Source organism: Paludibacterium flexuosum, from assembly GCF_037076605.1.
GTDB lineage: Bacteria > Pseudomonadota > Gammaproteobacteria > Burkholderiales > Chromobacteriaceae > Paludibacterium.
The window spans coordinates 1,560,982-1,586,569 of sequence record NZ_AP029060.1 but is presented as its reverse complement, the minus strand read 5'-3'; the positions used below and the strand labels follow the sequence as shown (position 1 = coordinate 1,586,569).

The 25,588-nt window shown below is 63.2% G+C and carries 23 protein-coding genes; 6 read left to right on the top strand and 17 right to left on the bottom strand.

Going from position 1 to position 25,588, the window contains the following annotated elements; genetic code table 11:
* Window positions 1-4 precede the first annotated feature (4 nt).
* The 6 genes from pflB to queC form a co-directional block, all read right to left on the bottom strand.
* Window positions 5-2,260: a formate C-acetyltransferase gene (pflB, locus tag AACH39_RS07485; RefSeq protein WP_215781390.1), complete on the bottom strand. Its 2,256-nt coding sequence runs from the start codon at window positions 2,258-2,260 to the stop codon at window positions 5-7.
* A gap of 46 nt (window positions 2,261-2,306) precedes the next feature.
* Window positions 2,307-2,819: a hypothetical protein gene (locus AACH39_RS07480; RefSeq protein ID WP_252346172.1), complete on the bottom strand. Its 513-nt coding sequence runs from the start codon at window positions 2,817-2,819 to the stop codon at window positions 2,307-2,309.
* A gap of 69 nt (window positions 2,820-2,888) precedes the next feature.
* On the bottom strand, window positions 2,889-3,743 hold the full coding sequence (gene serB / locus AACH39_RS07475) for a phosphoserine phosphatase SerB (RefSeq protein WP_215781392.1): 855 nt from the start codon (window positions 3,741-3,743) through the stop codon (window positions 2,889-2,891).
* Window positions 3,744-3,817: 74 nt separating this feature from the next.
* Window positions 3,818-4,447, bottom strand: a complete 630-nt coding sequence (gene queE / locus AACH39_RS07470; RefSeq protein ID WP_252346173.1) for a 7-carboxy-7-deazaguanine synthase — start codon at window positions 4,445-4,447, stop codon at window positions 3,818-3,820.
* 11 nt (window positions 4,448-4,458) lie between these two features.
* Window positions 4,459-5,481: a 6-carboxytetrahydropterin synthase gene (locus tag AACH39_RS07465; RefSeq protein ID WP_215781397.1), complete on the bottom strand. Its 1,023-nt coding sequence runs from the start codon at window positions 5,479-5,481 to the stop codon at window positions 4,459-4,461.
* 1 nt (window position 5,482) lies between these two features.
* Window positions 5,483-6,175: a 7-cyano-7-deazaguanine synthase QueC gene (gene queC, locus AACH39_RS07460; protein ID WP_215781399.1), complete on the bottom strand. Its 693-nt coding sequence runs from the start codon at window positions 6,173-6,175 to the stop codon at window positions 5,483-5,485.
* 237 nt (window positions 6,176-6,412) lie between these two features.
* On the opposite strand from queC, the gene AACH39_RS07455 reads away from it, so the two are divergent.
* Entirely contained in the window at window positions 6,413-7,339 is a 927-nt protein-coding gene (locus tag AACH39_RS07455) for a diacylglycerol kinase family protein (RefSeq protein ID WP_338621211.1), read from the top strand.
* Here the strand turns inward: AACH39_RS07455 and AACH39_RS07450 are convergent, their stop codons facing one another.
* From AACH39_RS07450 to AACH39_RS07435, 4 genes are all read right to left on the bottom strand, one after another.
* Complete coding sequence (locus AACH39_RS07450; protein ID WP_215781404.1) at window positions 7,340-8,107, bottom strand: ABC transporter substrate-binding protein; 768 nt, start codon at window positions 8,105-8,107, stop codon at window positions 7,340-7,342.
* A gap of 78 nt (window positions 8,108-8,185) precedes the next feature.
* Complete coding sequence (locus AACH39_RS07445) at window positions 8,186-9,193, bottom strand: alkene reductase (protein ID WP_215781406.1); 1,008 nt, start codon at window positions 9,191-9,193, stop codon at window positions 8,186-8,188.
* A gap of 161 nt (window positions 9,194-9,354) precedes the next feature.
* On the bottom strand, window positions 9,355-10,449 hold the full coding sequence (gene nemA, locus AACH39_RS07440) for an N-ethylmaleimide reductase (RefSeq protein ID WP_215781408.1): 1,095 nt from the start codon (window positions 10,447-10,449) through the stop codon (window positions 9,355-9,357).
* 16 nt (window positions 10,450-10,465) lie between these two features.
* Window positions 10,466-11,206 (bottom strand): NADPH-dependent oxidoreductase, encoded by a 741-nt coding sequence (locus tag AACH39_RS07435; protein ID WP_215781410.1) that lies wholly within the window; start codon window positions 11,204-11,206, stop codon window positions 10,466-10,468.
* Window positions 11,207-11,459: 253 nt separating this feature from the next.
* Between AACH39_RS07435 and AACH39_RS07430 the strand changes: the two genes are divergently transcribed.
* From AACH39_RS07430 to AACH39_RS07415, 4 genes are all read left to right on the top strand, one after another.
* A complete protein-coding gene (locus AACH39_RS07430; RefSeq protein ID WP_338621210.1) occupies window positions 11,460-13,094 on the top strand; it encodes a methyl-accepting chemotaxis protein in 1,635 nt (544 codons plus the stop codon).
* Window positions 13,095-13,143: 49 nt separating this feature from the next.
* Window positions 13,144-13,539, top strand: a complete 396-nt coding sequence (locus tag AACH39_RS07425) for a DUF4440 domain-containing protein (protein ID WP_338621209.1) — start codon at window positions 13,144-13,146, stop codon at window positions 13,537-13,539.
* 7 nt (window positions 13,540-13,546) lie between these two features.
* Window positions 13,547-14,071, top strand: a complete 525-nt coding sequence (locus AACH39_RS07420; RefSeq protein ID WP_338621208.1) for a GNAT family protein — start codon at window positions 13,547-13,549, stop codon at window positions 14,069-14,071.
* 231 nt (window positions 14,072-14,302) lie between these two features.
* Window positions 14,303-15,235, top strand: coding sequence for an NAD-dependent epimerase/dehydratase family protein (locus AACH39_RS07415; protein ID WP_338621207.1), 933 nt, complete (start codon window positions 14,303-14,305; stop codon window positions 15,233-15,235).
* Window positions 15,236-15,253: 18 nt separating this feature from the next.
* On the opposite strand, the gene AACH39_RS07410 is transcribed toward AACH39_RS07415, so the two are convergent.
* From AACH39_RS07410 to hutU, 5 genes are read right to left on the bottom strand one after another with little or no spacing between them, the layout of a single operon-like run.
* Complete coding sequence (locus tag AACH39_RS07410) at window positions 15,254-15,844, bottom strand: HutD family protein (RefSeq protein ID WP_338621206.1); 591 nt, start codon at window positions 15,842-15,844, stop codon at window positions 15,254-15,256.
* Window positions 15,841-17,055, bottom strand: coding sequence for an imidazolonepropionase (gene hutI / locus AACH39_RS07405; RefSeq protein WP_215781424.1), 1,215 nt, complete (start codon window positions 17,053-17,055; stop codon window positions 15,841-15,843). The genes AACH39_RS07410 and hutI overlap by 4 nt, the downstream gene beginning before the upstream one ends.
* A complete protein-coding gene (gene hutG / locus AACH39_RS07400) occupies window positions 17,045-18,025 on the bottom strand; it encodes a formimidoylglutamase (protein ID WP_215781426.1) in 981 nt (326 codons plus the stop codon). Before hutG ends, hutI begins: the two co-directional genes overlap by 11 nt.
* A 9-nt stretch (window positions 18,026-18,034) precedes the next feature.
* Window positions 18,035-19,573 carry a histidine ammonia-lyase gene (hutH, locus tag AACH39_RS07395; RefSeq protein WP_215781428.1) on the bottom strand — a complete coding sequence of 513 codons (1,539 nt, stop codon included), beginning with the start codon at window positions 19,571-19,573 and terminating at the stop codon, window positions 18,035-18,037.
* Complete coding sequence (gene hutU, locus AACH39_RS07390; RefSeq protein WP_338621205.1) at window positions 19,573-21,282, bottom strand: urocanate hydratase; 1,710 nt, start codon at window positions 21,280-21,282, stop codon at window positions 19,573-19,575. Before hutU ends, hutH begins: the two co-directional genes overlap by 1 nt.
* A gap of 90 nt (window positions 21,283-21,372) precedes the next feature.
* Here hutU and hutC point away from each other — a divergent pair, with 90 nt between their 5' ends.
* Window positions 21,373-22,086 carry a histidine utilization repressor gene (gene hutC, locus AACH39_RS07385; RefSeq protein ID WP_215781433.1) on the top strand — a complete coding sequence of 238 codons (714 nt, stop codon included), beginning with the start codon at window positions 21,373-21,375 and terminating at the stop codon, window positions 22,084-22,086.
* Here hutC and AACH39_RS07380 read toward each other — a convergent pair.
* Complete coding sequence (locus AACH39_RS07380; RefSeq protein ID WP_215781435.1) at window positions 22,065-24,185, bottom strand: peptidase domain-containing ABC transporter; 2,121 nt, start codon at window positions 24,183-24,185, stop codon at window positions 22,065-22,067. The two genes, hutC and AACH39_RS07380, sit on opposite strands and share 22 nt — an antisense overlap.
* Window positions 24,179-25,432, bottom strand: a complete 1,254-nt coding sequence (locus tag AACH39_RS07375) for an HlyD family efflux transporter periplasmic adaptor subunit (protein WP_215781446.1) — start codon at window positions 25,430-25,432, stop codon at window positions 24,179-24,181. The genes AACH39_RS07380 and AACH39_RS07375 overlap by 7 nt, the downstream gene beginning before the upstream one ends.
* Window positions 25,433-25,588: the final 156 nt, after the last annotated feature.

Here is a 25,588-nt window from a genome sequence, read left to right as displayed (position 1 = left end):
CATTTTACATGGCCGAATGGAATGTCCGGTTGATTACATCCAACTGCTGCTCGCGCGACAGCTTGACGAAATTCACCGCATAGCCAGAAACGCGGATGGTCAATTGCGGATACTTTTCCGGATGCGCCATGGCATCTTCCAGCTGGGCACGGTCCAGGACGTTCACATTGACGTGGAAGCCCCCGGCGCAGCAGTAGCCATCCAGGCAGGCGGAGAGGTTGGCGATCCGTTCTCCCAGTGTATGCCCCAGGGCATCCGGCGTCGCCGACGCGGTCCAGCTGATGCCGTCCTGGGCATCGTCATAAGGCAGCTTGGCCACCGAAGCGCCGGCGGCGACAAAGCCAAGATGGTCTCGTCCGTTCATCGGGTTGGCACCGGGCGCAAACGGCTCGCCGGCGCGACGGCCATCCGGCGTATTGCCGGTTTTCTTGCCGTAGACCACATTCGAGGTGATGGTCAGCACCGACTGGGTGGGCATGGCATTGCGGTACGTCTTCTGGCGCCGCACTTTGTCCATGAAGCGCTTGACCAAATCCACAGCGAGCTGGTCAACCCGGTCATCGTTGTTGCCGAAGGCCGGGTAGCTGCCCTCGACACGGAAATCGACCGCCAGTCCCTGCTCATTGCGGATGACATGGACTTTGGCGTGCTTGATGGCCGACAGAGAGTCGGCGGCCACCGATAACCCGGCGATGCCGCAGGCCATGGTACGCAGGATGTCGCGGTCGTGCAGCGCCATCTCGATACGCTCGTAAGCGTACTTGTCATGCATGTAGTGAATGCAGTTGAGTGCCTTGACATAGGTGCGGGCCAGCCAGTCCAGCAGCAGGTCGTACTTGATCATGACCTCGTTGAAATCCAGGACGTCACCCTCAATGGCCTGGAAGCCGCGGGCAACGCGGGCACCGGATTTTTCGTCCACGCCGCCGTTGATGGCATACAACAGCGCCTTGGCCAGATTGGCACGGGCACCGAAGAACTGCATTTGCTTGCCGATGCGCATGGCCGACACGCAGCAGGCAATGCCGTAATCGTCGCCCCAGTTCGGGCGCATGACATCATCGCTCTCGTACTGGATCGAGCTGGTCTCGATGGAGACTTTGGCGCAAAACGACTTGAAGCCCTGCGGCAACTGTTCCGACCACAGGACGGTGAGGTTGGGCTCCGGTGCCGGGCCGAGGTTGTTCAGCGTGTGCAGGAAGCGGAAGCTGGACTTGGTGACCAGCGTGCGGCCATCCAGCGCCATGCCGCCGATACTTTCGGTGACCCAGGTCGGATCACCGGAAAACAGTTCGTTGTACTCCGGGGTGCGCAGGAAGCGCACGATGCGCAGCTTGATCACCAGGTCATCGATGAGTTCCTGGGCGCGCTCTTCGCTGATCAGGCCGGCCTTCAGGTCGCGCTCGAGATAAATGTCGAGGAAGGTGGAGACCCGTCCCAGTGACATTGCCGCACCATTTTGCTCCTTGATTGCCGCCAGATAGCCGAAATACACCCATTGCACGGCCTCCTGCGCGGTGGCGGCGGGACGTCCGATGTCAAAGCCGTAAGTCGCGGCCATCTGCTTGAGCTCCTGCAGGGCACGGAACTGCTCTGACAGCTCTTCCCGCAGCCGGATCACGTCTTCGGTAAAGTCCTGATCGTCCAGCTCGTCATACAGCGTCTGGCGTTCGGCCGCCAGACGGTCGACGCCGTACAGCGCCACCCGGCGGTAGTCGCCGATGATGCGCCCGCGTCCGTAGGCATCCGGCAGCCCGGTGATGATGCCCGATTTGCGCGCGGCACGGATTTCCGCGCTGTAGGCATCGAAAGTGCCCTGATTGTGGTCTTTGCGGTAGCGGCTGAAGACCTCCTTGAGTACCGGGTCGAGCTGGTAGCCATAGGCCTCCAGGCCGGTTTCCACCATGCGGATGCCGGAGAAGGGCATGATGGCGCGCTTGAGCGGCTTGTCGGTCTGCAGGCCGACAATCAGCTCCTGATCCTTGAGAATGTAACCCGGACCGTGTGCGGTGATGCTGGCACCGATATCGGTACTGACGTCGAGAATGCCTTTTTCGCGCTCCTCGCGCAGCAGGGGCGTCAGGGCATCCCAGATGGCGCGGGTTCGCGGTGTGGCCGTGGTCAGGAATTGATCGTCGCCCAGATAGGGCGTGACATTTTGCAGGATGAAGTCGCGCACATCGACGGCTTGCTGCCAGTGACCTTGTTGAAAGCCGACCCACGGGTCAGGGGAGGGCGCTGCTCGTTCCGGTGCATTCATGGTGAACCTCCAAGCTAGTCGGACAATGGGCTGCGGGCCAGCCTTCTCAGCGGTCAAGGATGGCGCGGCGATGACGCCGGAACACCCACTTCTCCCACAGTTGCAACGTGTATTCGTTAAAAGCCGGCTGAATGTCGACGGTAATCTGGTGACCGCCTGCCACCGGCACACTGGCCGTCACCGATGCGGCCAGATACAGCACCAGGGCCGAATCGGCATGCGGGAACATTTCGATGCGCAGCGCCTCGCCCAGCGTATAGGGATGCAGCGACAGCCAGCCGATGGCATCCAGTCCGACCCGACAGGGGGTCAGGGGCGGACGCTCCGGGTAGCGCGACAGCAGGCTGACCTCGAGCGCCAGATCCAGCTTGGCCTCCAGCCGTTGCAGCAAGGGGTCGATGTTCTCATTGCTGTCGACCGGGGCGGCCAGCACTTTCAGCGCCAGCCGGGTTTCACGGACCTGCTGCGGCGAGCAGGCACCATGCTGCAGCGGGGCGACGGCAAAGGGCAACTCGTCGTCAAAGCTGGCAGTGGCCAGCATGGGCAATGGTGACATCATGGACCTCAAACCCGTTCAACCTCTATTGAAGCACAAGCGTGCCGACTTGGCGGCACAAAGACCCCGAACCTATTCGAACAGGCCGACAATGCCTTCCAGTCCGCAGGCGTTCAAGGCGACATCGGCCTGAGCCCGTACCACCGGTTTGGCATGAAAGGCAACGCCGATGCCGGCCTCGGCCAGCATCATCAGATCATTGGCGCCATCGCCGACGGCCAGTACCTGATGGGCCTGCAAGCCAAGGCGCTCGCGCATGGCAACCAGCAGGTCCCGTTTGGCACGGGCATCGACAATCGTGCCGGTCAGCCTGCCGCTGAGCTTGCCATCGACGATTTCCAGCTGATTGGCAAAGGTATAGTCCAGCCCCAAACGCTGCTGCAGACGGTCGGTAAAGTAGGTAAAACCACCGGAAACCAGCATGAAACGCACGCCGTCGCGCTTGCAGGCGGCAATCAGGGTTTCTGCGCCGGGTGTCAACTTCAGGCGCGTCTGATAAACCTGCTCCAGAGCGGAGGCATCCAGCCCGGCCAGCAAGGCCACCCGTTCGTTCAGTGAGGCGGAGAAATCCAGTTCGCCACGCATGGAGCGCTCGGTGATGGCCGCCACTTGTGCCTTGAGGCCACACATGTCGGCAATTTCATCAATGCACTCGATGGTGATGAGCGTCGAATCCATGTCGGACACGATCAGCCCCAGATCCGCAAAGCGCATGCCGGACGGCAGCCAGGCGGCATCCCAGCCCTGCGTTTCGCACCAGGCCAGCACCGCCTGGCGCCGGGCTGGATCGGCCTGCAACAACCGCGCCCGCCCGGGCGCCGTGCGCTGTACGGAAGCGGTGCCGCTCAGCGTGGCCAGGTGCGTCAGCCCCGGCTCGTCCAGCGCCGCCGGAGATTGAATCACCAGTGTCAAAGTGTCAGCAGTCATCGCGAGGCTTATCGGAATTGTTCTTTGTTAACCGATGATTATTGCATAGCCTGTTGGGGTGGCGGCGAGAAAAATCACCGAATCCGGGTCAGTTTGTGGGTCTGCAGTGACAGCCGCCAGCGCGGATGCGCCAGGCAATAGTCGATGGCGGCCTGCAGGTTGGCGGCAGCCTCCGGCCCATCCATCGGTTGCAGGTACCAGAACTGGAAGTCGAGCTGCTCGAATTCAGTCGGCATGGCCGCGGGCTGCGGGAAGACCAGTTTCAGCTCGCTGCCGCTCGTCTGCTTCAACGGGGCTCCCGCCTTGGGGCTGACACAGATCCAGTCGATGCCGGCGGGGGCAGCAACCGTGCCATTGGTTTCAACGGCGATTTCGAAACCCTGTGCATGCAGGGCGTCGATCAGTGCGGTATCGAGCTGCAGCAGCGGTTCGCCGCCGGTACAGACCACATAGGGACGACCCTGTCCGTGGTCGGGCCAGGTGGCTGCAATGCGTTCGGCCAGCGCCCCGGCCGTGGCAAACTTGCCGCCATCCGGCCCGGTGCCGACAAAGTCAGTATCACAGAACTGGCAGATGGCCTGGCTGCGATGCCGTTCCTTGCCACTCCAGAGGTTGCAGCCGGAGAAGCGGCAGAACACGGCCGGACGACCTGCCTGTCCTCCTTCGCCCTGCAGGGTGTAGAAGATTTCCTTCACGGTATACATGCCAGTCATCCTTACAGCAGCGGCCAGCGCATGTCGTGATGGAAGGTGAGCGAGACCCCGCGTTCGGCCGTATCGTACAGATCGATACGCGCCAGCTCCGGCACCAGCGGGGCCAGGTGGACATGCACCCACTCGGCGACCGAGGCGCTCTTGCCGTTGCGGATGCCCGACAGGCGGTCCAGCGGGTTGTGGTCGAGCTGGCGGTAAACCGGCTTGAAGCGGTCCTTGACGTCACCGAAGTCCAGCACCCATCCCATGGTACGGTCCAGGTCGCCGGTCAGCATCAGCCGGATCAGGTAGCTGTGGCCGGTATAGCTGCCGTCGCCGTTGAAGGGCACGGCACTTTCGAAGCGCTGCTCCTTCCAGATATTGAAGCGGTGACCATCATACTGACTGCCGGCGCTGTGGGTTTCGCGCACTTCGACCCAGGCCAGGCCCGGCAGCGTGTCACGCAGGCGCTCGAACAGCCATTTGGCCAGGACTTCGCTGGTCGGGTTGTCCAGTCCCTCGATCTCGTTCAGGTAGTGATGCTGCAGGCGGGCGTACAAAGGTTGCCAGGCGGCTTCCATGCCGGCGTGGTCGCAGGTTCGGGCATCGGCAAACAGGCGGACGCCGAATTGATGGCCGTGCAGGCGGCCACATTTGTGGCCAGCCGGGACCTGGGGCAACTGGTGTGCCGCTTCGAAGGCGACGTTCAGACTGAGCAGGGCCTGGCCATTATCGACCAGGGCACCGCAGCGGGCCGAGCTCTGCAGCGCCAGCGTAACCGGGCTGGAAATGCTGTCGGCCAGATACTGGGCGATACCCAGATCGTCCGGTGCCGCAAGGGTCTCGTTGATCTGGGCGTAGTTGAGCGGGGCGACGGCATTGGCCAGTGCCGCTTCCAGCGTGGCCTGATCGGTATGGGTGGCATCGGCGCGCGCCAGGGCGCGGAAGCTGTGGCCATGCGGATTGGTCAGGCGCGGGTCGCTGGCACCGGGGATGCGGCGTGCGGCCTCGAAGCCGGTGGCTGCAAGCAGGAATGTGGTATGCATATCAGTGCTGTCCCGTGCGTTCGACCAGCGGGTCGGCGATGCCGGCTTCGGCAAAGCCGCGGGCACGCAGGCGGCAGGCGTCGCAGACGCCGCAGGGCGGTACGCTGCCGTTGTAGCAGGTATGGCTCCAGGCCATGGCTTCCATGGCACCGACTTCCTGCGCCAGATGCACGGTTTCAGCCTTGGTCAGGTACATCAGCGGGGCATGCAGGCTCAACGGGGCATCCATGCCGAGGCGAATCGCCAGTTCCAGCGCCTTGAGCGTGTTCTCGCGACAGTCCGGATAGCCGGAGTAGTCGGTCTGAGCCACGCCGGTCACGATGTGCTGCATGCCGCGGGTATAGGCCAGGGCGGCGGCAAAGGTCAGGAAGATCAGATTGCGACCCGGCACGAAGGTGTTGGGCAGCGCAGCCTGCTGCGGCGCGTCGTCCGTTTGCGGCACGATGCTGTCATCGGTCAGGGCATTGCCGCCGATGGCGCCGAAGGTGTCGATCGGCAGGACGAACTGCTCGACGCCGGCCATGCCCGCAATCTTGCGGGCACAGTCCAGTTCGATGCGATGACGCTGGCCATAGTCGAAGGTGACGGCAGCGACGTTGTCCTGGCCGAAACGGCGAATGGCCCAAAACAGGCAGGTGGTGGAGTCCTGGCCGCCGGAAAGGACGACCAGTGCTTTTTCATTGTTTGGTTTCATGCTGGTTCCATCGATAAACAGTCGAGGTCGCGGCACACGGGATCGGTCTCACCCGGCGCGGCATTCGGACGCGCCGTTGCGCGCCCACAGGGCCCCGCAGGGGCCTCAGGCAACCGCGTATTGTAGCTGTTTTCGCATGAAGCGACCAGAAACGGGCGGCAGGAAGCGTCTGATGCCCGCACTGGAGGGCAAACATGCTACTTGCATCATGCCGACGGCTGCCCGTACCCTCTATTTATGGATCAACCTCACATTTGTTTCATCCTGCACGGACGCCGCAGTCCGGCACATCTGCCGGATCGCTTGCTGCGCCAGTTCTCGCGCCACTTCGTGGTGCACATCCACATCACGACCTCCGGCCTGCGCGCCGAAGAAGTGGCTTGCCTGGCGGTGACGCAAGGGTGCCATTATGTGGTGGCGGTGGGGGGCGACGGGACGGTGCACGAGATGGTCAATGGTGTCATGCGTGCACCGGAGGCGCTGCGGCAGCAGGTGACACTGGCCATTCTGCCTTTCGGTACCGGCAACGATTTTGCCCGTTCGCTGGGCATGAATGCCTCCGTCTCGCGTCTGTATCGGCTGATCCGCCGTGACAGCACGCGCCGCCTGGATCTCGGGCGCATCGTGATGCCGACCGGCGAGGCGGGCAGTCGCTACTTTGCCAATATTGCCTCGCTGGGCATCAGTTCTGCCGTGGTAGATCGCGTCGCCCGTTTTCCGCGCTGGCTGCCGGCCGGGCTCGCCTATGGACTGGGCACCATGCTGGCGCTGCTGACCTGGCGCCCGGCACGCATGCGGCTGGTACTGGCGGATGGTTCGGTGCATGAAGAGGCCATGATCAACCTGTGTCTGGCCAATGGCCGCTATTTCGGTGGCGGGCTGGGCGTGGCGCCGACCGCACAACTGGATGATGGCGTGCTGGAGGTCGTCATGATCCGCAATGCCTCGGTGGCGGCCTTCCTGCGCTTCATGCCGGTGCTGCACAAGGCTCAGCGGATCGATGATCCCCGGGTGTGTTATCTGCAAAGCAGCCGGGTCGAGGTGCGTACCGATCCGCCTGGTTGTCCGCTGGAGGCCGATGGGGAAAAAATCGGTCGCGAGCCGGTGACCATTGACCTGCTGCCCGGCGCCTTGTGCTGGGTGGTGCACGACCGTCCGCGCTGATCAGTCGGCTTTTTGTGCACTGGACAGGGTCAATTGCAACAGCCGCTGCTGTTGCGCCAGAAAACCCTGCTGACGCAGTTTTTCCAGTGTCAGGGCATAGCGGCTGACCAGCTTGCGATCGCTGCCGGGCGAAAAGGCGATACCCAGTGGCGAGGCCAGCTCGGGCAGCGGCAGTGCCTGCCTCAGCATCTGGGGGTTGAGTCCATTGCTGCGTGCCAGATGAATCAGCACATCACTATTGTTGGCGGGTAGCAGGTCCAGCCGGCCGGCCAGCAGTTTGCGCAGATTCAGCAAATCATCGCTGCCATATTGCAGTTCGCTGCCCTCCTGAAATCCCCTGAGCAGCAGATAACGGGTCTTGAAGTCATCCCGCAACACGCCGATCTGCCGATGGCGTGCATCGTCCAGCGTTTTCAGTTGCAGATCGCGACGGCTTTTCAATTGCCACAGGGCCACGTTATTGCTGGCGATCGCGCCGACCCAGGCAAAATTGCCGGCATGGGCATCGATCTCGCTGAGCGAAAACAACAAGACCCCCGGTGTTTGTCTGGCCAATTGATAGCTGCGAGCCCACGGCAGGAAATGGAACACCAGTTTGTCGCCGTTCTGGCGAGCCAGCTCTTTCGCCACATCGACGGCATAGCCGCCAGGCAGCCCCAGGCGCGCGGACTGGAACGGCGGCGATTCCGTAGTGTAGGCGTCGATGGTTTGACCGTAACAGGCCGTGAACCAGCTCGCCAGCAGTAAACCGTGCCAGAAAGAGCGCATCAGCAGGGAGACCTTCCGAATAGGAGGTGGCTGGTGTTTCCAGTCTAGCGCGAGTTATCGTCGATGCCGAAAAAGTCTTCAGGCGACCTGCAGGACCTGCGTGGTCAGTGTTTGTGGCATCTGCGAGCAGTGAAACGCGGCCATATCGAGCAGTTCGCGCGCCAGCAAATCGCCAGCCTTGTCCTGATCGTAGCTGCCAGAGGCCAGTAGTGCGCCACCAAACACCTTGCGCAAGCCGGTGCGCAGCGCATCGGGCACCTGGTGGCCATAGCGCCACTCCGGTTCGACCAGACGCAGATAGGCCAGGCCACGTGCCTGGGCGGCCGCTGCCAGCTGCAGAATCGCATCACTCATGTCGATGCTTTCCAGTCCCCTGAATACGCCGACAGGAGACAGTGCCAGACCCAGCCGGGCTGCCGGGCACACCTGCAGTACCGCATCCATGACCTCCAGCACCAGGCGCACACGGTTTTCCACGCTGCCGCCATACATATCCTGACGTTGATTGCTCTCGGCAGACAGGAATTGATGCAGCAGATAGCCCTGCGCAGCATCGATTTCGACCAGATCGGCACCGGCTTCGAGCGCCATGGCGGCGGCGCGGCGGAAGTCATTCGGCAAGTCGGCGATTTCGGCCAGCAGCATGGTGCGTGCCTCGCTGCACAGGGTTCTCAGGATGTGGCCCTGGCTGTTCTCGATCGAGGTGAAGCTGGCAGCCTGTCCTGCAGTCGGCGCGATCGGCGCGACGCCATTCGGCTGCAGGCTTCGGTGTGATACCCGTCCGGCATGGGTCAGTGGTAAAGCCAGCAGGCAACCCTGCTGATGTACACGCTGAATGAGGGCTTGCCAGGCTTTTTGTTGTGTCGGGTCATACAGACCTGGCATGCCACTGCGGGCATAGCCGGTCAGATTGACGGTGGCACTGCTGGCCAGCACCAGGCTGGCCGGGGCAAAGGCGGGGCCTTCGCCGTTTGGTACGCCACGCGCATCGGCGCGGAAGGCTGGGTGCCCCGAGTTGAGGGCAATGCGATTGGCTGCACGGACGGCACCAATGTGCAGGGGGGTATTCAGACTGATCGACTGCATGACTGACTCCTTCGGACGGGATGCGTGACGCATCATTCAAGATGGATGTCAGTCTAGGAATTCAGGCAGTGTTGCAGGATCAGACAAATCCCAATTGATTGAAAATGATCAACAATTGACGAGGCGGGGTAGCAGGGGCGGCGGTGCCGCCCCCTTGAGGATTACAGGGTCGGGTAGTCGGTGTAGCCTGCGGCACCGCCACCGTAGAAGGTGGAAGCGTCCGGGGCATTCAGCGCCGCGCCTTGCTGCAGGCGTTCGGCCAGATCCGGATTGGCGATGTAGCTGCGGCCGAAGGCCACGGCATCCACATAACCCTTGCCGATCATGGTTTCAGCCTTGCTGCCATCATAGCCGCCGGCAGCGATGATGACCCCCGGGTATTCGGCACGGACGGCCGCGCGGAAGGCTTCGGTCAGTGCCGGACCACCGGCCCAGTCGGGCTCGGACAGATGCAGGAAGGCCAGCTTGCGCTTGGCCAGTTCCTTGACCAGGTAATGCGCCATTTCTTCCTGGCCGACATCGGACAGACCATTGAAGATACCCAGCGGGGAGATGCGGATGCCAACCCGGTCTGCCGACCATTCGTCCACCACCGCATCGACGACTTGCAGTACCAGGCGGGCACGGTTTTCGATGCTGCCGCCATAGTCATCCGTGCGCTGGTTGGCTTGCGGCGACAGGAACTGTTGCAGCAGATAGCCGTGGGCGGCATGAATTTCCACCAGATCGAAGCCTGCGCGGCGCGCGTTGTCGGTGGCGCGGCGATAATCTTCCAGCAGATCTTCGATTTCCGAACGTTCCATGGCGCGCGGTTCGTCGCAAGGGACGCGTGCCAGTCCGCCATCTGCCGTGCGGATATTGGTGTTACTGTCGGCACGCAGTGCCGAGGGCGCCAGCGGCGCTTCGTTGTCCGGCTGCAGCGAGCGATGCGAGATTCGCCCCGTATGCCACAGTTGCAGTGCGATCAGCCCGCCTGACTGGTGGACGGCCGCGGTGACCGGCTGCCAGGCCTGTACCTGGGCTTCGCTGTAGATCCCCGGCGCACCGGCATAGCCTTTGGCGGTCGGGGAAATATGGGTCCCCTCGGCGATCAGCAGGCCGCCGCTGGCACGCTGGCGGTAATAGTCGACCGCCAGCGCGGTCGGCGTGTCACCCGGCTCGGTGTTGCGCAGGCGGGTCAGCGGCGCCATGACGACACGATTTTTCAGGGTGACGGCACCGACTTGCAGCGGTGTGAACAGCTTGTCAAAACTCATGCCATTTCCTTTCGGATTATTGATCGAAACCGAAACCCTGCTGGCGCGCCACCACGGCGGTCAGCGGGAAGTAAACCGTTTTGTAGGTCTGGGCGGTGTTGACCGACCAAGGTTGTCCATCCAGACGGCCCTGCGATTGCCAATACTGTTGCAATGTCTCGTCATAGGCGCGGATCGACGGGGCAATCACGCTGCTGTCGTAACGTTCGTGGTGGACGAAGCTGACACGCGGCAGGCGCGGCTTGACGCTGCCATCCTGCTCGACATGGCCGATCACCACCCCCGCAATGGCCAGGGTGCGCGGCGGCAGATCCAGCAATTCGATCATGGCCTGCGGATCGCGGCGAATACCGCCAATCGGCACCACGCCCAGGCCGGCCGAACGGGCCGCGGTCATCAGGTTGCCCAGCGCAATGCCGGCATCGACGGCGCCGACGGCAAAACCTTCCACGCTGTTGTGGATGGCCTGGGATTCACCCGCCAGCTCGGCGCCAACGGCGGTCTTGTGGAAGTCCATCACGACGGCGACAAAGACCGGGGCCCGGGCAATCCAAGGCTGGCCACCGGCAATGTCGGCAATTCTGGCGCGCCGTGCGGCATCCTGTACGACCACCAGCGAGACTTGCTGGCCATTGATTGATGTCGGCCCATGCCAGGCCGCGTCGAGAATGGCATCCAGCAACGCCGGATCGATGGGTTTGTCCTGATAGCTGCGCACGCTGTGGTGCTGGTGCATTTGTGCAAGTGTCGGGTTCATGCAGGCTCCGGAAGTATTTGATTAGACTGGTCGTCTAGAGATGGAGGCTAATGTACTAGACCGGTCGTCTAGTTGCAAGTGATTTGTTGGTCTGTGCTTAGAACGGCCCGTTTCTTGTGTTGGCGCAAGTCTCAATCTATCTAAACCGATCATATTCAAAGGGTGCAAGCAGCAGTGCGGCACAGAACAACCTATATAGAAAACAGCCCCTGTCTGTATCCGTCTCTACCATTCCACCCCTGGAGGGGAGTTCATGAGCCGACTCGATCACATGAATGTCCGGACACGTCTTGGTCTGGCGTTGATGACTGCCTTTGTCTGTTTGCTGGCTTTCGCCGCCTTCGCCCTGATGAATATGCGTGAATCGCAGCTGAATGCTCATCACGTGCGTATCCGCAATATTGTCGATGGTGCCGCCGGGATCACCAATTTCTATGTCAAGCAGGCTCAAGCCGGCAAGATGACTCAGGCCGAGGCTCAGCGCCAGGCACGCGAAGCCCTGCGTGACCTGCACTACGATGGCAACAACTACGTGTTTATTTACGACTTTGACGGGCGTGCCGTCATGGTGTCCGGCAATCCCAAGCTGGAAGGCAAGGTCATGCTCGGCAAGACCGACGTCAAGGGGTTCAAGCTCTGGGATGCCATTGTCTCCACGGCGACCGGGCCGGGCTCCGGTTATCTGTCCTACTGGTTCCCTCGTGCCGGCAGCGATGTGCCGCTGGAAAAACTGGGGTATATCCAGGCCGTGCCGGAGTGGCACTGGGCCATTGGCACCGGGGTGTATGTTGATGATGTCAACGCGATGCTGTATGCCGAAGCCACGCGCTACGGTATCGGTATCCTGATCAGTCTGTTGCTGGCCGGTACCGCCGGGGTGGTGGCGTCGCGCAGCATCGTTCGCCAGCTGGGGGGCGAGCCCCTGGCACTGATGGGCATCATGCGCCGTGCCGCAGCGGGAGATTTGTCGACCGACTTCGAGGTGAAGGGCGGAGACCAAAGTGTGCTGGGAAATCTCAAGTTGATGCTGCAGGGGCTGGCATCGCTGGTGCGTGAACTGGGGCAGGTTTCGGCTGGCCTGGAACAGAGTGCGTCCACGGTGGCCGCCGAAACCAACCGGGTCCTGGCCATGGCCGGGCATCAGGCCGATAGCGTCAGTTCGATGGCTGCCGCGATGGAGCAGATGACGGTTGCCGTCAATCATATTGCCGACAATGCCCGGGACAGCGAAGGGGACTCCCAGGCAGCCGCCGAGCAGGCGAAAAGTGGTGAGGAACGCGCCCTGTCGGTGGTCAGCAAGATTCAGGAAGTGCTGACGACCTCGCGGGGCGCCACCGAGAGCGTCAGTGGTCTGGTCTCCCGGGCCGATCAGATTGGCACCATTACCGCCGTGATCAAGGAGATTGCTGCCCAGACTAATCTGCTGGCGCTCAATGCCTCCATTGAGGCGGCACGGGCCGGCGAGCAGGGGCGTGGCTTTGCGGTTGTGGCCGACGAGGTGCGCGGTCTGGCTGAACGCACCGCACGCGCCACGGTGGAAATCGAGCAAATGATTCACGGCATCCAGCAGGAAACCCAGACGGCAGTGGTCATGCTGCAAGGTTCGGTACCGCAGGCGGATGAGGGGGTTGAGCTGTCGAACGGCACGGCCCAGCTGCTGCAGCAGATCCGCAGTGGCATGCAGCTGGCCCTGGCCCGAGTGCAGGATGTGGCGGCTTCTACCCGGGAGCAAAGTCTGGCCAGCTCCAGCATCGCCCAGCAGGTCGAGATGATTGCTTCGGGGGTCGAAGAGACCCGGGCATCCATGGCGCGCACCGCCGACCAGGTCGCCAGTCTGGAGCAACTGTCTCATACCCTGCAGGAGAGCGTATCGCGTTTCCGCTTGTAGTCGGGTAGGGTGGGTTTGCAATGTTGTTGTCATGTGATAGCTTGCCTGCATGACTGATCAAACGTTGCTGAGCCTGCTCTCCTCTCTGGAGTGTGCCTTGCATCGGCCAGAGGATCCGGCGCAGCCGGGAGTGCTGGCCGCCTTGCTGCATGGCGATTTTCTCGAGTTTGGCCGCTCCGGCGGCCTGGTGCGGCGAGTTGAGGCCTTGCCCTGGCTGTCGGGGGCCTCTGGCCGCCGAGAGATCGTGGCCTGTGATTTTGCCCTGCAGTGGGCGACCGAAACCGCTGCGCTGCTGACCTACCGTTCCAGTGAGCGGGATGAGCAGGGGCATGTGGGGCGTCATACCCTGCGCAGCTCTTTGTGGCTCAAGGGGCCGCAAGGCTGGCAAATGCGTTTTCATCAGGGCACGCCGACCAGCGCCGGGGGGGGAAATGCTGATTCATGAGCCTCCCGTGCCAGTCTGTGATGCGCTGTGTCTGCGGCAGCTGGCCCCCCGCGACATCGATGCCTGGTTCCGTCTGCTGTCGGACGAGCGAGTGACCAGGCACACCAGTTGGGCCCTGGCCTCGAGTCGCGATCTCGATCCTCTGGTGCAGGATTGCCTGGCCACCACGCCGGATTCTCCGATCCGTTTTGCCGTGCTGCGGCAAGCCGACCAGGCGCTGGTCGGCACCATCGGCTTTCACACGATTTCCTCGCACCATGGCACGGCGGAAATTGCCTATGAGTTCGCAGCAGAGGCCTGGGGGAAAGGCTGGGCGAGCGCCTGCTGCCAGGCCGTGACTGAGTGGGGGTTCCGGCTGCGCGGCTATGGGCGCATCCAGGGTACAGTGCTGGAGAGCAATCCGGCATCCGCCCGTGTTCTGCAAAAATGCGGTTTTGTCCTGGAAGGCCGGTTGCGCCATTTCCGCCGTGTGCGCGGTGTCCCCCGCGACTATCTGCTTTACGCCCGTCTTGCTGATTCTCCGATCATTTGAGTACCGTCTTGGTCGCCGCATCTGGCCTGCACGGGTCATGATGAATGTTTTATTTCGACGGTATTCAATATTTAATTAGAGTTTTTGCTTTTTTTCCGATTTCTTGTCTTTACTGAACTGTCTTCCAGCTAAGTATTCTCGCGGAGGCGAAATTTACATGCAAATGGTATGGTCTATGCCCGGCCATGCCTCTGCCTGGCCGGTTTCTCAGAATCTGGAGCAGGATGTTGCATGAAGGTCGCTATCCTTGGCGGCAGCGTGTTTCTCGGCAAACGCATTGCCCGATATTTTTCGCAAAGAGGGCATGAGGTCACGCTGGTCAACCGTGGCCGACGCACGCAGGACAAATGTCGTCAACTGGTGGCGGATCGCCATGATCCGCACGCACTCCAGGCCGTGGCCCCCCAGCTGGCGGATACCGATCTGCTCATTGATACCTGCTGCTATACCCTGACGCAGGCGCGTCTGGCCTGGGAAATCCTGGCGCCCCATGTCGGGCACTGGGTGCATATCAGTTCCGCCTCGGTCTATGCCGATGAAGCCCGGGCCCCGTACCGGGAGGTCATGCTGCGCAATGGTGGCAGCGCCTGGGGCAGCTACGGCAGGGAAAAGGCAGAGATTGATGCCTATTATCAGGTACAGGCCCATCGCAGCAGCCGTCGGGTCAGCGTGCTGATCCCGCCCTATCTCTATGGTCAGGGCAATCCGCTGGAGCGGGAAACCCTGTTATGGGGCCGCATGCATGCCGGCAAGCCGATCTACATGCCCAACGAAGGCAATACCTGGCTGCATTTCATTGAGGTAGGCGAGGTTGCGCGCATCATTGATCAGCTGCACAAGTTGCCGACCGGGTTCCTGGTGCTCAATTGCGGTTCGCAGCAGGGAATGATGCGCATCATCGACTATGTGGCGCTGCTGGCTGGTGTGGCGGATCTGCAGCCCGAGGTGATCATGGTCGATACCGCGCGGCGCAAGCTGCAGGCGCGCGAATTCTTTCCCTTTCGCGATCTGGACTTGCGGCTGGATCTGTCGCGCATGCAGCAGTTTCTGCCCGACTTTGTCGGCGCCTCGCTGGCCCTGACGCTGCCGGCCATTCACGATGCGCTCAGCCCGCGGCTATTGATGCAGATGTGGCAGGGGCACCCGCTGTTCGAGTTCAAGTAGCACGGCAGCCCATGGCGTTCAGGGATGGCCGGCAGACAGCGCGATCAGACGCACCAGCCAGCCTTCCGCCCTGCCTTGCAGGATGGCCGGGCCCTGTCCCCACAGCAGCTCACCCTGCCCAATGGTCTGTGGCGGCGCTCCGGCACACAGGCAGCCATCAGTCAGATACACCATCCAGGAGGTCTCGCTCAGCGACAGGCTGCCATCCAGTTGCAGTTTCTGCAGCTGGTGCCGGTAGCGATCGCGTCGGGTCATGACGTTGAAGTCGGTCAGCAGGCGGCCTTGCCGGCGCTGGCTGACAATCGGTACTTCGCCGGCAAACTGGTCAAGTTGCTCGCCGGGGTGCAGCAGGACACGCTGCGGCAGACGCCCTGCCGGGTCGGTGATGTTCAGCAGCAAGTCTCCGCCGGCCAGTACCGCCAGCGAGCGGTCGATGCCGACGAAAGTCGAAAACGGACCGTCGCTGCTGACACTGGCACTGGTGATGCGCCAGTCGAAGTCCTCCAGATCGGCTTCTGGCGGCCAGATCGCGAGTTGCAGGGTTTCGCCGCCGCCGTTCTTCCAGGGCATGCGGCGAAAATCGGCTGGCCCGAACCGGCGCAGTGTCATGAGGCTGGCCGCAAGGTGCCATCGGCCCAGCAGGCGCGCAATGGTCGCTGGCCGAGGTGGTAGACCAGGTCCACCGGCGACTGGATATCCCAGAGTGCCAGATCGGCCCGCATGCCGACGGCCAGTCGCCCTCGGTCTGTCAGTCCCAGCGCGTGCGCGGCATGGCGGGTAATGCCGGCCAGCGCCTGCTGGGGTGTCAGCCGGAACAGCACGGCCCCCATGTTGGCGGTGGTGAGCAGGGAGGTCAGTGGCGAGGTACCAGGATTGCAGTCGGTCGACAGCGCAATCGGCACGCCGGCTGCCAGCAGCGCCTCGACAGGCGGCAGGCGGGTTTCGCGCAGGAAGTAGAAGGCCCCGGGCAGCAGTACGGCCACAGTCCCTGCCTCGCGCATGGCGGCGATTCCGTCTGCATCGAGCCATTCCAGATGGTCGGCTGACAACCCCTGGTGCCGGGCGACCAGGGCCGCGCCGCCCTGATTGGTCAGTTGTTCGGCATGCAGCTTGACCGGCAGGCCAAGCTGGCGTGCCGTGCTGAACAGGCGCTCGACCTGAGCTGGCGAGAAGGCGATGTTTTCACAGAAGGCGTCGACCGCGTCGATCAGCTTTTCGGCCGCGAGGGCCGGCAGCATGGTCTGACACAGATGATCGATGTAGTCGTCGGCGCGACCGGCGAATTCCGGTGGCAGGGCATGTGCGCCGAGAAAGGTGGTCCGGATGCTGACCGGCCGTTCTTCGCCGATCCGTCGTGCCACCCGCAGCATGCGCCGCTCACTGGCCAGATCCAGCCCGTAACCCGATTTGATTTCCAGTGTACAGACGCCCTCGGACAGCAGGGCATCGACGCGGGGCAGGCTCTGTGCCAGCAATTGTTCCTCACTGGCGGCCCGGGTGGCACGCACACTGGCAGCAATTCCGCCGCCGCGCAGCGCAATTTCTTGATAGCTGGCGCCATGCAGCCGTGCTTCGAACTCGCCGGCGCGGTTGCCAGCGTAGACGATATGGGTGTGGCAATCGATCAGCCCGGGCGTCAGCCAGCCCGACTGGCCGTGGTAATGCGGCAGGTCCATGAATTCGCCCGGCAGTTCGACCTGTGGCCCGAGCCAGGCAATGCGGCCATCCCGCCAGGCGATGGCCGCTTCCTTCATTTCTCCGTAACCTGCCGCATCGAAGGTGGCCAGATTGACATTGTCGATGACTCCGTCACGCGTCATGGTGGCTCCAGCCCTCCATGACCCTGGCCGCCAGGCGGGCGGCAATCCGCGCGGTACGCATGTCCTGATCCAGCTCCGGATTCAGCTCGGCCAGATCGAACAGCTTGAGCTTGCCGCTGGCCACCGCCGTGTCCAGCAGCGGCTCCAGCACCGCCAGTTCGACGCCGCGAGCGGCCGGTGCCGAGACGCCGGGCGCCAGCGCCGGCGGCAGCACGTCCAGACAAATGGTCAGGTAGAGATGGTCGACCGAGGCGGCGAACGCCTGCAATTCTGCCTGTGCCGCCGGCAGGTCCAGCAGGGTCAGCTGTTCGTCCTCGCGCCACTGCACCCCCAGTTCGCGCGCCCGTGCAAACAGCGCCGCGGTATTGGCAAAGCGGGAAATGCCGAAGCAGTGGTAGTTGAAGTCGACGCCATCCCGGGCGCAGCGCTCGCTGATCTGCCGGAAGGGCGTGCCGGAACTGCCCCGTGCTCCGGCGCGCAGGTCGAAGTGGGCGTCGAAATTGACGATGCCGATTTTCGGTCTGGCTTCGCCGCCTTGCTGGCAGGCATTGAGCAGGCCGGAGAAGCTGGCCAGGGCAATTTCATGCCCGCCGCCCAGCCCGATGACACGGTGGCCGTTGACCAGCAGGTGGCTGACACTATGGGCAAAGGCTTCCTGCGCGGCTTCCAGCTGGTCGCCGTGACAAAAGACGTCGCCGGCATCGTACAGTGCGCAGGGGCCGCTGAGCGGTACATTGGACAGTGCCCGGCGCAGGGCGCGCGGGCCGGCCTCGGCCCCGGCGCGTCCGTGGTTGCGAACGACGCCGGCATGGCAGGCAAAGCCGACCAGCGCGACACCCGGACGGGTGTCGTTCACTTCGCTGATTTCTTCATGCCAGCGGCGGGCAAAGCCGGACTCTTCCTGATCACAGCGTCCGTGCCAGTGGTCCCGGTTGAAGCCGCTGCAGGCAAGTTTCGGTTTGGGGTTCATGGCGCTCCACTATTCGATTGAGGGCAGCAGGTGGTGGGCGGCGAAATCGAACTTGCCCGACAGCACCATCTGTTGCGCCGCGTTGAGATCGGGGGCCAGATAGCGGTCCTCACTGTAGAACGGTACTTCGGCACGCAACTGCGCATGCACTGCTTCCAGTTTATCCGAGCTCTTGAGCGGGCGCTGGAAATCAATGCCCTGGGCTGCTGCCAGCAGCTCGATGCCGACGATGTGGGCGGTGTTCTGCGCCATGTCGGTCAGCCGGCGTCCGGCAAAGGTGGCCATGCTGACATGGTCTTCCTGGTTGGCTGAGGTCGGCAGGCTGTCGACGCTGGCCGGGTGCGCCAGTGACTTGTTTTCCGAGGCCAGTGCCGCGGCAGTGACGTGGGCGATCATGAAGCCGGAGTTGAGGCCCGGGTTCGGCACCAGGAAGGCCGGCAGCTTGGACAGGCTGGCATCGATCAGCAGCGCAATGCGACGCTCCGACAGCGCACCGATTTCGGCGATGGCCAGGGCCAGGGTATCGGCGGCGAAGGCGACCGGTTCGGCATGGAAGTTACCGCCGGACACCACGATGTGGCCGTTCTGCTCTTCGAAGATCAGCGGGTTGTCCGAGACGGCATTGGCTTCGATTTCCAGCGTGCGGGCAGCCTGGCGCATCAGGTCGAGGCAAGCACCCATCACCTGGGGCTGGCAACGCAGGGAATACGGATCCTGCACCCGGTCATCACCGACCAGATGCGACTGGCGGATGGCCGAGCCGGCGAGTAACTCGCGATAGTGCTCCGCCACGGCCATCTGGCCCGGCTGGCCACGCACGGCGTGGATACGGGCGTCAAACGGCGCATCCGATCCTTTGGCCGCGTCGACGGTCAGGGCGCCGGCGGCAATGGCCGAGGCAAAGACTCGTTCAGCCAGGAACAGCCCCTGCAGCGCCAGCGCCGTCGAAGCCTGAGTGCCATTGATCAGCGCCAGACCTTCCTTGGCCGCCAGCGCAATCGGGGTGATGCCGGCGGCCTTGAGCGCGGCGTCGGCGGGCATTTCTTCGCCGTTGACCCGCACCCGGCCTTCGCCCATCAGCGCCAGGGTCATGTGAGACAGCGGTGCCAGGTCGCCGGAGGCGCCGACCGATCCCTTGGACGGAATCAGCGGCACAATGCCGGCGTTATAGGCGGCCAGCATGCTCTCCAGCACCGAACGACGGATGCCGGAGACGCCGCGGGCCAGGCTGGCAATCTTGGTGGCCAGAATCAGCCGTACCACCCGGTCTTCCATCGGTGCACCGACCCCCACCGAATGCGAGCGGATCAGGTTGGTCTGCAGTTGGGCCAGCTGGGCATTTTCGATCTGGGTACTGGCCAGCTTGCCGAAGCCGGTATTGATGCCATATGCCGGCGCGCCGCGCGCCACGATGGCCGCCACGGCGGCATGCGAGGCCTCCACGGCCGGCCAGGCGGCCGGGTCCAGCGCCAGTTGTACTTCTCCCTGCCAGATGGCACGAAGGTCTTTGAGGGTCAGTTGTTGCGGTTTCAGAGTCAGGGTACGCATTACTTGTCTCCCTGCATCGGCAGATCGAGATGCATCTTGCGCGCGCAGTCTTGGGCGATGTCATAGCCGGCATCCGCGTGACGCATCACGCCGGTGCCGGGGTCGTTCCACAATACACGTTCCAGGCGTTGGGCGGCGCCCTGACTGCCATCCGCGACAATCACCACCCCCGAATGTTGCGAGAAGCCCATGCCGACGCCGCCGCCATGGTGCAACGAGACCCAGGTGGCGCCACCGGCGGTGTTGAGCAGGGCATTGAGCAGCGGCCAGTCGGAGACGGCGTCCGAGCCATCGCGCATGGATTCGGTCTCGCGGTTCGGGCTGGCTACCGAGCCGGTGTCCAGATGGTCGCGGCCGATCACGATCGGTGCTTTGAGCTCGCCTCGTGCCACCATCTCGTTGAAGGCCAGACCGGCTTTGTGGCGCTCACCCAGTCCGAGCCAGCAGATACGGGAAGGCAAGCCCTGGAAGGCAATGCGTTCTTCTGCCATATCCAGCCAGCGATGCAGGGCCTTGTTCTCCGGGAACAGTTCGCGCAGCTTGTCGTCGGTTTTCTTGATGTCTTCCGGATCGCCGGACAGGGCCACCCAGCGGAACGGGCCCTTGCCCTCGCAGAACAAGGGGCGGATATATGCGGGGACAAAACCCGGGAAATCAAAGGCGTTCTTTACCCCCTGGTCGAAGGCGACCTGGCGGATGTTGTTGCCATAGTCGGTGACCGGAATGCCCATGGTCTGGAAGTCCAGCATGGCCTGAACATGGGCGGCGCAGGACTGGGCTGCAGCCTGGCGCAGGCTGTCGTGACGCGCCGGATCCTTTTGTGCTTCCAGCCACTGCTCGACCGTCCAGCCGGCCGGCAGATAGCCGTGAATCAGGTCATGGGCCGAGGTCTGGTCGGTCACCAGGTCCGGCTTCAGGCCGCCTTCTCTGGCGCGGCGAACCAGCTCAGGCAGTATTTCGGCGGCATTGCCCAGCAGGCCGATGGAAATGGCCTCGCCACGGCTGGTGTGGTGCGCGATCAGTTCCAGCGCGTGCTCAAGATCGCGTGCCTGTTTGTCCAGATAGCGGGTGCGCAGGCGGAAATCGATGCGCGACTGCTGGCACTCGATCATCAGCGACGTGGCGCCGGCGAAGCTGGCGGCCAGTGGCTGGGCGCCCCCCATGCCACCCAGGCCGGCGGACAGGATCCAGCGGCCCTGCCACGGGTTGCCATCGCCGCCATAGTGTTGCCGGCCGGCTTCGGCGAAGGTTTCGTAAGTACCCTGCACAATGCCCTGGGTGCCGATATAGATCCAGCTGCCGGCCGTCATCTGGCCATACATCATCAGCCCCTTGCGATCCAGCTCGTTGAAATGCTCCCAGTTGGCCCAGTGCGGCACCAGATTGGAGTTGGCGATCAGCACCCGCGGTGCATCGGCATGGGTGCGGAAGACCCCGACCGGTTTGCCGGACTGCACCAGCAGGGTTTCGTCATCATTCAGACGGCGCAGTGTGGCCAGAATCTGGTCATAGCACTCCCAGTTGCGTGCAGCACGGCCAATGCCGCCATACACCACCAGCGCTTGCGAGTTTTCCGCCACCTCGGGGTCCAGATTGTTCTGTATCATTCGATAGGCGGCTTCGGTCAGCCAGCTTTTGCAGGACAGTTCGCTGCCACGCGGGGCGCGGATCTGGCGCGACGGGTCGAAACGGGAATCGGTGCGGGACATTGGTTCTCCTCCATGTCGTGATTTGTATAGACTAATATAGGTGAGTCGATCCGACTTGAGAAGCTGTATAGACAAATTTGGTTCAAGACAATGACATCCGCTGACAAAAATGCTACGCCCCGCTATCAGCAGATCAAACAGGATCTGCTGGAGCGCATTGCCGCCGGCGAGTGGGGAGTGGGGGAGGCGATTCCGCCCGAGCAGACCCTGGCCCGTGATTTTGGTGTGGCGCGCATGACGGTCAATCGCGCCCTGCAGGACCTGACCCAGGCCGGCGTGCTGGTCCGCCGGCGCGGCTCCGGCACCTATGTGGCGCCCCCCCGCGTCCATACCTCGCTGCTCGAAATCCGCAATATTGCCGACGAAATCGCCGAGCGCGGTCACCACCACGACAGTGAGCTGCTGTTGCTCGAGGCGGTGACGGCGACGGCTGAACAGGCGGCCCTGTTCGGCATCGAACCCGGCGAACCCTTGTTCCGCTCCCTGATTGTCCATCGCGAGAACGCGGTGCCGATTCAGGTCGAAGACCGTCTGGTCAATCCCTCCGTCGCGCCACATTATCTTGAGCAAAGTTTCAGGCAGCAGACCCCGAGCGCCTATCTGTCGATGGTGGCGCCGCTGATCGGGGCGCAATATGCGGTTGAGGCACGTCTGCCCGGCAAGGACATCGCCTCTCGGCTGTCCATCAGTACCAGAGAGCCCTGTCTGGTGGTGTTTCGTACCACGCGTACCGAACGGCAGGTGGCATCGCTGGCCGTGCTGTGGCATCCGGGACAGATGTATCAGCTTACCGGCGGGATCTGAGCGTCGGTCGTGTCGGCCGGCATGTCCACCCCGAGCATCACGTGCCGATCGGCCGAAGCGATGGTTTCCGGTCGGTGTGCCACGATCAGCCGGGTCAACTTCAGGGTGGCCACCGCCTGGTTGACCTGCTGTTCCAGTGGGGTGTCCAGACTGCTGGTTGCTTCGTCCAGCAACAGGATGCGCGGTTGCTTGTAGAGGGCCCGCGCCAGCAACAGGCGCTGTTTCTGTCCGCCTGACAGCACCGACCCCATGTCGCCGCACAGCGTGTGATAGCCCATCGGCATCGCCGCCAGGGTATCGTGGATGGCCGCCAGCCGGGCGCAGTGTTCCGCCCGCGCGATATCCGGACTCGGGTCGAAGAAGGTGATGTTGTCGAGCAACGAGCCGGCAAACAGCTGATCATCCTGCATTACCGTGCCACACAGCGTGCGTACGCCGTGAGTGCCGATCTGCGTCCAGGGCACCCCGCCGATCAGCATTTCGCCACGTGTTGGTGTCAGCATGCCGAGCAGCAATTTCAGCAGGGTACTTTTCCCGCAGCCGCTCGGGCCGGTCAGTGCGACGGACTCGCCATCGGCAATCCTCAGATTCACCCCCTGCAAAATCCACGGTGACTGCTCATCATGTCGGAACCAGACATCGCGCAACTCGATGCTGGTACTGGCGGGCAGGGAAGATCCCGGCAGTGTTTCAGCTTCGGGCGTGCAAAGGATGATATCGGCCAGTCTTTCGCCTTGCAGGCGCAGCATGGCCAGCGCCGCCCCCTTGTCGATCAATCCCTTGGTACGCTGCGAAAACTGGGCGGCATAGGCGGCAAAGGCCATGAACATGCCGACGGAAAACTGCTGGGTGAGCACCAGTCCGGCGCCAAACCACAGCAGGGCGGCGTACTCCAGCCCGCTGAGCAGGCGCTGCAGGCTGCGGTAGAGAATGTCTGCGCGATCGGTCTGCATCGCGGCATGGATTTGCTCGACCAGCAGATTACTCCACACCGATTGCCGTTCTGCCTGGCGCTGAAACAGCTTGATCGCCTGCATGCCGCGCAGACTCTCCAGAAAATGTCCTTCCTGCCGGGCCTGGCGTACGATTTCTCGTTCGTGACGTTCGCGCAGCGGGCGCTGGCCCAGGAAGCGTAGCAGTGCATAGCCGCCCAGGCTGGCCAGCGAAATCAGCGCGAGGGGCGGGCTATAGAGCAGCATCAGGGTGCCGGTGCCGAGGGCCAGCAGTCCGTCCAGTACCGCCTCGATGCACTGGCTGGTCAGGGTTTTCTGGATGGCGGCGATACTGCCGAACCGAGCGCTGATATCACCGATGAAACGCTTCTCGAAGTAGGACAGCGGCAGGCGCAACAGATGGTGGAATACTCTCAGATGCCAGTGCAGACCCAGGGTGTGGCTGATGTGCAGCACGCTCCAGGCGCGCAATGCCGCGATACCGACCTCGCCCAGCAGCACCAGCAGAAAGCCGCTGACCAGCACGTGCAGCATCTCCTGATCGGCACTGAGCAGCACGCCGTCGATCAGCCACTGGGTGAATTGCGGCGCCAGCAGCCCGAGCAACTCCAGCAGCAAGGCCAGCACGAACACCTGCAGCACGGCATGCGCGAGTCCGTCGAAACCCGACAGCCACTGTCGCCAGGGAAAGCGCTGCGCTTGCACCAGGGGGCGGAACGTCTCGGTCGGGGTCAGACTCAGCGCCACACCGCTGAAGCTGCGGTCGACCTCCTGCCAGTTCAGCCGGCGCCGGCCCTGTGCCGGATCGTGCAGCCATACCCCGTGCCGGTCGACCCCGGCCAGCACCACGAAATGATTCATTTCCCAGTGCAGGATGCAGGGTAAGGGCAACTGAGCCATTTCGGCCGGCTCCAGCCGCAAGGCGCGTGCCGCCAGCCCGATCTGGTCGGCCATGCGGATCAGATCGGCCAGGGTCGCGCCCTTGAGCGAAGTGGTGAAACGCTGCCGCCAGGAAGGCAGGTCGGCGCGATGGCCATGATAGGCGGCAATCATGCCCAGACAGGCCAGCCCGCATTCGGCCGCCTCGCTTTGCAGATAGAGTGGCAGACGCGCCTGCCTGAGTAAGTCGCGAGGCAGGCTCACCATTTGCCACTCACGCTGTAGAGGGGTTCCAGCGCCCATTCGTACAGGCGACGGGTATCCAGCAACAGATCGGCCTCCAGACGCATGGCCGGCAACAGCGGCATGGGCTGGCCATAGGCGCGGATGGTATTGCCTTGCAGCCGGACACGGATGCGGTACAGCGCTTCGCGGCTTTGGCCCTGCCCCTCGATTTCCTGTGGTTGCAGCGCCGACTGGGCCACCGTCAGCACCGTGCCGTGGACATGGCCGAATTTCTGGTAGGGAAAGGCATCCAGCCGCAACTTGACCGCGGTGCCGGGCCGAATAAAGCCGATGGCCCGACTGGGGGCATACAGATGGGCCTCCAGGCCGGCATCGGCCGGCACCAGCAGGCCCAGCGGCAGGGAGGGACTGACTGGTGCGCCCTGCGTGGCATTGATGGCGGCCAGTACCCCGGCTCGCGGTGCCAGGACTTGCCATCGATGCCCGGCCTGATGCTGGGCCAGTTCCTGTGCCAGCGCCTCTGCCGCCCGGCCCAGGCTCAGCTGTTGATCCAGCTCGCGCAGGGGGTGGGCATGCAGTTCGGCCAGCAGGGCGGCCCGATCCCGCTGCAGGGTAGTCAACAGTCGCTGTTGCGCCTGCCATTGGCGCTCGGCCTCCAGTCGCTCGCGCTCTTTTTGTTGTTGTTGCACGGTCGAGACAAAGCCGGCGCTGGCCAGTTGTGCAAAGCGTTGCTGAGTCTGGCGCGCCAGCTCGAGCTGCTGCCTGAGCAGGGCGCTCTCCTGTTCGGCGCGGCTGGCTTCCGCGCCCAGCAGTGTCAGACGGCGCTGCAGGTCGGATAGCTGCAGTGCGCCCAGACGCTTGCCGGCGGCCATGCTGGCGTGCAGCGATTGCAGCCGTGCCTGCAGGGCGGCACTGATACGCTGTTGGGTCGGGCTGCCGTCACTGTGGCGCTCTGCACTCAGGGTGAACAGCAACTGACCAGCCTGCACGCGTTCGCCCTGCTGTACGTGACGTTGCAGCACCACCCCCGATTGTGCCGGATAGAGCCGCAAGACCTGATCCCCCGGCTGGATATCGCCGCTGACGGTCACGCGCCGGGTATAACTGCTGGCGTACAGCCAGGCCAGGGTCAGGGTGGCCAATGCCGCCAGCAGGTAGACCAGAAGGGTTGTGCGAACCGGCAACAGGCCACTCGGACGGCCGAGCAACTGTTCCGCCTGTGCCGCCACGGCCTGCGGGCGAAAGAGAGGAGAATCGGGTACTGGCATGGTGTCATGGCCGTGATCCGAACCGGCCGGCATCATGCTGGCCGCGTTCTTTCAACAGGCTCGGGAAATGGCCCGTTCGGGCCGATCAGGGGATGACTGCCCCGAAACGGGAAAAGTTTGGCGATGCAGCCGAGAGTCAGCACAATCTGGCGTGAA

Coding starts and splice junctions, on each gene's coding strand:
- pflB (WP_215781390.1), bottom strand. CDS start 2,260: ATGAATGCACCGGAACGAGCAGCGCCCTCCCCTGACCCGTGGGTCGGC.
- AACH39_RS07480 (WP_252346172.1), bottom strand. CDS start 2,819: ATGATGTCACCATTGCCCATGCTGGCCACTGCCAGCTTTGACGACGAG.
- serB (WP_215781392.1), bottom strand. CDS start 3,743: ATGACTGCTGACACTTTGACACTGGTGATTCAATCTCCGGCGGCGCTG.
- queE (WP_252346173.1), bottom strand. CDS start 4,447: ATGTATACCGTGAAGGAAATCTTCTACACCCTGCAGGGCGAAGGAGGA.
- AACH39_RS07465 (WP_215781397.1), bottom strand. CDS start 5,481: ATGCATACCACATTCCTGCTTGCAGCCACCGGCTTCGAGGCCGCACGC.
- queC (WP_215781399.1), bottom strand. CDS start 6,175: ATGAAACCAAACAATGAAAAAGCACTGGTCGTCCTTTCCGGCGGCCAG.
- AACH39_RS07455 (WP_338621211.1), top strand. CDS start 6,413: ATGGATCAACCTCACATTTGTTTCATCCTGCACGGACGCCGCAGTCCG.
- AACH39_RS07450 (WP_215781404.1), bottom strand. CDS start 8,107: ATGCGCTCTTTCTGGCACGGTTTACTGCTGGCGAGCTGGTTCACGGCC.
- AACH39_RS07445 (WP_215781406.1), bottom strand. CDS start 9,193: ATGCAGTCGATCAGTCTGAATACCCCCCTGCACATTGGTGCCGTCCGT.
- nemA (WP_215781408.1), bottom strand. CDS start 10,449: ATGAGTTTTGACAAGCTGTTCACACCGCTGCAAGTCGGTGCCGTCACC.
- AACH39_RS07435 (WP_215781410.1), bottom strand. CDS start 11,206: ATGAACCCGACACTTGCACAAATGCACCAGCACCACAGCGTGCGCAGC.
- AACH39_RS07430 (WP_338621210.1), top strand. CDS start 11,460: ATGAGCCGACTCGATCACATGAATGTCCGGACACGTCTTGGTCTGGCG.
- AACH39_RS07425 (WP_338621209.1), top strand. CDS start 13,144: ATGACTGATCAAACGTTGCTGAGCCTGCTCTCCTCTCTGGAGTGTGCC.
- AACH39_RS07415 (WP_338621207.1), top strand. CDS start 14,303: ATGAAGGTCGCTATCCTTGGCGGCAGCGTGTTTCTCGGCAAACGCATT.
- AACH39_RS07410 (WP_338621206.1), bottom strand. CDS start 15,844: ATGACACTGCGCCGGTTCGGGCCAGCCGATTTTCGCCGCATGCCCTGG.
- hutI (WP_215781424.1), bottom strand. CDS start 17,055: ATGACGCGTGACGGAGTCATCGACAATGTCAATCTGGCCACCTTCGAT.
- hutG (WP_215781426.1), bottom strand. CDS start 18,025: ATGAACCCCAAACCGAAACTTGCCTGCAGCGGCTTCAACCGGGACCAC.
- hutH (WP_215781428.1), bottom strand. CDS start 19,573: ATGCGTACCCTGACTCTGAAACCGCAACAACTGACCCTCAAAGACCTT.
- hutU (WP_338621205.1), bottom strand. CDS start 21,282: ATGTCCCGCACCGATTCCCGTTTCGACCCGTCGCGCCAGATCCGCGCC.
- hutC (WP_215781433.1), top strand. CDS start 21,373: ATGACATCCGCTGACAAAAATGCTACGCCCCGCTATCAGCAGATCAAA.
- AACH39_RS07380 (WP_215781435.1), bottom strand. CDS start 24,185: ATGGTGAGCCTGCCTCGCGACTTACTCAGGCAGGCGCGTCTGCCACTC.
- AACH39_RS07375 (WP_215781446.1), bottom strand. CDS start 25,432: ATGCCAGTACCCGATTCTCCTCTCTTTCGCCCGCAGGCCGTGGCGGCA.